The organism is Cyanobacteriota bacterium, assembly GCA_025054735.1.
In the GTDB taxonomy this organism is placed as follows: domain Bacteria; phylum Cyanobacteriota; class Cyanobacteriia; order SKYG9; family SKYG9; genus SKYG9.
Window position 1 is genome coordinate 1 of sequence record JANWZG010000276.1, and the last position, 5,406, is coordinate 5,406.

At 51.9% G+C, this 5,406-nt stretch carries 3 protein-coding genes; 1 reads left to right on the forward strand and 2 read right to left on the reverse strand.

Annotated features, from left to right (window positions below; genetic code table 11):
- Positions 1-83 precede the first annotated feature (83 nt).
- Entirely contained in the window at positions 84-1,154 is a 1,071-nt protein-coding gene (egtD, locus tag NZ772_12945) for an L-histidine N(alpha)-methyltransferase (protein MCS6814457.1), read from the forward strand.
- Here the strand turns inward: egtD and NZ772_12950 are convergent.
- Together NZ772_12950 and NZ772_12955 are read right to left on the reverse strand one after the other, a co-directional pair.
- A complete protein-coding gene (locus NZ772_12950) occupies positions 1,151-4,888 on the reverse strand; it encodes a glycosyltransferase (GenBank protein ID MCS6814458.1) in 3,738 nt (1,245 codons plus the stop codon). The genes egtD and NZ772_12950 overlap by 4 nt on opposite strands.
- Positions 4,889-4,931: 43 nt before the next feature.
- On the reverse strand, positions 4,932-5,406 hold a 475-nt coding region (locus NZ772_12955; GenBank protein MCS6814459.1), incomplete at its 5' end, for a hypothetical protein.

The following is a 5,406-nucleotide window of genomic DNA, read 5'->3' on the forward strand; positions in this document are numbered from 1 at the left end:
CATTTAGTGAGACAATGCTGACGGGGATCACAGCGATAGATGCATGATCCCCCTTATCGTCTCAATGCTGTGGATAACCTGCTATGCCTTCATCCAGCCCCCTAACGTCCCAGATTGTAACTGAGCACCTAATCCGTAGTGAACCTGAGTTACTGACTACCTTAGGCGATCGCCTCCAGCTAGACTACTGGTTGGAGCCAGAAGGTTTACCAACTACAGCCTCGGATGGTTTGGATGTCGTGGTGGGACTAAGCCGGATGCCCAAGCAGTTGCCCCCCAAGTATTTCTATGACGATCGTGGCTCAGCGTTGTTTGACCAGATTTGCGAACTACCAGAATATTACCTAACCCGTACAGAAGCTAGCATTCTCAGAGCCGGTGCCCCAGACATTGCCCAGATCACAGGTGCTTGTGAGCTAGTAGAGCTTGGCAGTGGCAGTTCTACCAAAACCCGAATTTTGCTGGATGCCTACCAAGCCCAAGGCTATCCTCTGCGCTACTTGCCGATTGATGTCAGCAAGGGAGCACTAGAAGTGAGTGCCTGTCGTCTATTGCTAGACTATCCCACCCTCCAGATTCATGGCTTAGTCAGCACCTACGATTTGGCCTTGGCCAACCTGCCCCCTAGTCTGTTGCCCACCCGTTTGATTCTTTTCCTAGGCAGCACCTTGGGCAATCTCAACCCAGAGGAATATGAGCTGTTTATGGAACAAGTACAAAGCGCACTCCAGCCGGGTGAATATTTTCTATTGGGGATTGATTTGCAAAAGCCTGTGGACTTGCTAGAGGCGGCATACAACGACAGTCAGGGCATAACTGCTGCATTTAACCGCAATATGCTACATCACCTCAACTGGCGTTTCCAGGGTGACTTCCAGCCCGATCGCTTCCAGCACGAGGCTGTCTATAACCCTACCCTGCACCAGATTGAGATTTATCTCCGTAGCTGCCAAAGGCAAGTAGTGCACCTGCGAGATTTGAACCTAACCGTAGAGTTTGATGAAGGTGAGGCAATTCAAACCGAGATTTCTCGGAAGTTTAATCTGGCAAAAGTTCAACGAGATTTGTGCGATCGTCATCTAATACCCGTGCAGGTCTGGACAGATGCCAACCAATGGTTTGGGCTGCTCCTCTGCCGCTATGAACCCGCCTAGACGCTAGTAACAAGCTCGAATTGCGGTAAGCCTGCTGCGCGCCTAGCATTGGTGTTTTCTGCCTCCATGGCAATCTTGGCAGTCAGCTTTGGTACTAGAGCTTGCCATTGCCGATCGCCCAACTTAGGCACCAGTGAAATTTGCATAGTTTCAGTGACATCCACACCCTCTTCTAGTGCTAAGGCCATGACCACCCCACTCACTAACTCATCCACAGTGTCCAGGGTACCATCCGTAGTATCCACCAAGAGGGTCGTGGGTTGTTCGCCTACTTGACTCACAAGCTGCTGCATGGCCATCGCCAATTCCGTAGCGAGAGCTTCCTCTGGTTGAGACCAATCAGGAAACAGAATCAGGTTTTGTTGACTTAGCTTTAGTGGCAGCAGTGTTGCCTCGATTAAAGCCTTTGCGACTACTTCTGCCATTTGTGTCCAAGAGAACTGAGCAGCCTGAGCTAGGCCGGCTGTGTATAGTCGTCGGCGCACAGTAGGCTTCTGCACCTCGCATAATGCCTCTGCCATTCCCACCACATCGTTGTCATCTACATACAACACCGCATCTCCAGCCACTTCAGGTATAGAGCCATTAGCACAAGTGATTACAGGGCAACCACAGGCCATTGCTTCTACGATCGGCAATCCAAACCCTTCGTACTGGGAGGGATACACCAAGGCGATCGCCCCCGAATAGGCCACAGCTAACTCTTCATCGCTCAACCGCAACAGATGGACGGTCAAGCCCTCGGTACAGGCACGAAACTCGTCCTCCAAGACTCCAGCAGAACCAACAGATACAATGTCAAATCCCTGCCGACTGGCAAGGTAGGCAAGGGAGCGATAAAACAGAATCGTGTTCTTATAGCCAATGCTGCTGCCTACGAGCAGGAAGTAGGGTTTGTCGATACCATACTTGCGCTGAAAATTGGCGATCGCCTGCGGACTAGCAGGCTTAAAGATAGGTGCAACTCCTTCTTTGGCGATCGTTACCCGTGCTGGATCGATCGTGGGGAAAAAGTGGAGCAAATCCCGCGCTGTGCTCTCAGAAACTGCAATATAAGCTGATGCCTGTTCAATAGCCTGACGCTTTTCGCGCCACATAAAATCATCCAGGTTGACATCGCTGTCTTTGGTAGCAGCCACCTCCGGAATCATGTCATGCACCATCAGCACTGAAGGTGTGGTTAGGGGAGTGCTGTAATAGGTAGAGATAAACAAATCGGCAACTTCTTCGTCACAAAGTTCCTGAAGTAACGCGCGATCGTCCTCTAGGCGATTGTAGTCATGAGGCGGAATCCGGCGTGTGCGAATTTCAGGAATGCGGGGCGCTGTGCCTGCCCGATCCAGCAGCACTAGGTACTGGGCAAAATCTGTCTGTGCCCATTCCTCCAGCAGAGTCCGCCAGACACGGGCAATCCCCGTCTTGTAGCGCTGGAAAAACACCCCATCGATGAGGATCTTTGGATAGGTTCGCAGGTATTTTTGGATAAACCGTCCCCGGTTGCGGATGTGCAGAGCAATCTGGTCTAAGCGTCCATCCCGCCCGGTGGCATTGGTGATGTGGCGAATCATGTGCTTAAGGGCAGGTACAGCAATCATCTGATACCCAGCAGAGGTAAATCGGTGACAGAGATCCACGTCGTCCCAATAGCCGGGGCCATAGTCTTCTGTCCATCCCCCCAAGCGCTGTAGGGTGCGGCGATTTGCACAGAGCGCCCAGCCCTCAACGTAACGAATGCCCAATTCATTGCAACAAGGCCCTGCACCTGATAGTCCTTCCATGGCGCTGGCACACAAAAAGGCCCAAGGCAACTCTAGAATCTCTAGGTCATTGTTGAGATGTAGCAAAAAGGTGCCCGTGGCGATCGCCAACCCTTGGTTATTAGCCGCCGCAAACCCCAAGTTCGTAGCATTGCGAATTAATGTCACCTGATGACGATGGCAAAACTCCCGCAGAGCTTGCTCTCCCTCTGGTTGGCTACCATTATCGACAAAAATCACCTGGGCATGGCGCAGATGCTCCATATTGCGTTCCCACAGTTCTAAAAACTCGGTGTGATCCCACCAGGGCACCACCACACTCAGGCTATAGTCAAAATCAGGCTGATAGCATCGCCAGACATAGTGATGGCTAAGGTAAGGATCGTGGCGAATGTACGTTAACCAGCGGGTGACAAAGCGGCCAATTTCTTCCGAGCAACGGCTAACCTTTTCTGGGGTATTTTCCAAACCCCGACTTTTAGACTCGTAGTGATACAGCAGCACATGGGGAAGACAAACGTTACGATACCCCTTTTCCAACAGCTTTAGACACACATCCACGTCGTTAAAGGCGACTGCTAGGGTTTCATCAAATCCACCAATTTCCTCAAAAACACTGCGTCGGCAGAGAAGACAAGCAGCCGTTACCGCTGACCAGTTTCTAACGTGGTTGTGGGCGACGGTGATATTGGTAGGGCTGCCATTGACTTGCACACCAGCATGTTGCACGCTGCCATCAGGATAGAGTAGTGTAGCCCCTACGGCTCCGATCGTAGCTCTCTGGGCATATTCCACCATGGCTGTTACCCAGTCGGGTGTAATCACCTTGGTGTCATTATTGAGAAATAGCAAATAGGTGCCTGTTGCTGCCTGGGCTGCGACATTGTTGAGGCGGGGGTAATTGAAGGGAATATCTAGGGGAAGGCAACGGAAGCGATCGGGTTCCTTGGCCTGCCAATGGGCGAACAGAGCATGGGTTGCTGGTTCCACACTGCCATTGTCAACTACGATCACCTCATAGTCTGGGTAGGTCGTCTGGGTAAAAATCGACTCCAGACAGTCCCCTAGCAAGTCCGCGAGGTCACGGGTGGGAATAATGATGCTGACACGATCGTAAGCCTGAATCGCATACCGAACCGTATAGGCCCGCCCATCGTCATGGGGAATCACCCGCGCCGACTCACCCCGTCGTTCCAGTGCTGCTACTAATGCTTGATAGGCCCCTTCCCCCAGGGTGGTTTCAGTTGTAACTCGTCGATAGTACAGCAACTGGGGACTATGGAGGATCTGGGTCGTTTGTTCCGACAACCGGAGCACCAAGTCATAGGTAGCGGCCTGCCCATACTGAGAGTCCCACCCCCCTAAGTCAACCAAGCGAGACCGACGATAGGCTGCCAGATTGCCGATATAGGGATAGGACAGCAGGGTTTCTGGACTCCAATCAGGCTTGAAGGATGGATCTTGCAGGCGATCGTCGTCGGTAATCCACGCCTCATCGGAATACACCATGTCAGCCTCTGGGTGCTGGTTGAGCAAGACTGCCACCTCAAACAGGGCCTGGAGAGCAAGACGATCGTGTTGACCCAGCACCAGCAAAAAATCGCCTGTAGCTTCAGCTAGGGCTATATTTACAGCTTCTGCAAAGCTTTCTAGGCGCGATCGTTGTAGCACGTGAATGCGATCGTCTGACATCGCTGCCTTGGTGACTGGATCTAGAGCAGCATCGACAACACAATAAAGCTGCCAATGGGGATAGAGTTGATGGCTGACGGAGGCGATCGCAGCCTGCAAAAACAACTGCTGCACTGACTCTACCACTGGGATGACCACTGTGATGATGGGGTGATCCGTGAAGTCTACTAAGCGATCGGTCATGGATTGCACATCAGCATCCGTAAGTACATGGTTGTCTAGCCAAGTCTGAAACTCAGGATTGGTGGCACGCAGTGGTTGTAAAGAATTGGCAATGGGTGACATGGGAAATTAGTTACAGATAGATCAGAGTGATCAGTGACAAATCCTAGGGGTTCACAGTGTTACATACTGGCAGAGTACCCAATCCAGCCGCTGCGATTGCAGTGTCATCATCCACACTCGATGCAATCCGGGCCGTTAATCGGGGTGCAAGCTGTTGCCACTGGGCAGTCTCTAGCGCTCCAACAATGATGATTCGCGGATCTGTTTCTATCTCAATCCCTAATTCTACGGTTAAGGACAGTAACGCTCCCGACAGGGCTAAATCGACATCAGCCTCATCCACTCCTTCGGCATAGACTAGCAGCGTCACTTGGTCTGCGTCAGGATGGGTTACGACCAACTGCAAAGCTTTCACCAGACTATCGTGCAGTAACTCTTCTGCTTGCGTCCAGTCGGGAAAAAGAATCAGCGTTGTAGGGGTGAGTTGCGCTAACCAGTCGATGGTTTCTATGGTGGCAGTCTGGTCAGGACTATGATCTGCCTCTACAGCATTCACCCAGCGGGGGGGAACATAGTTG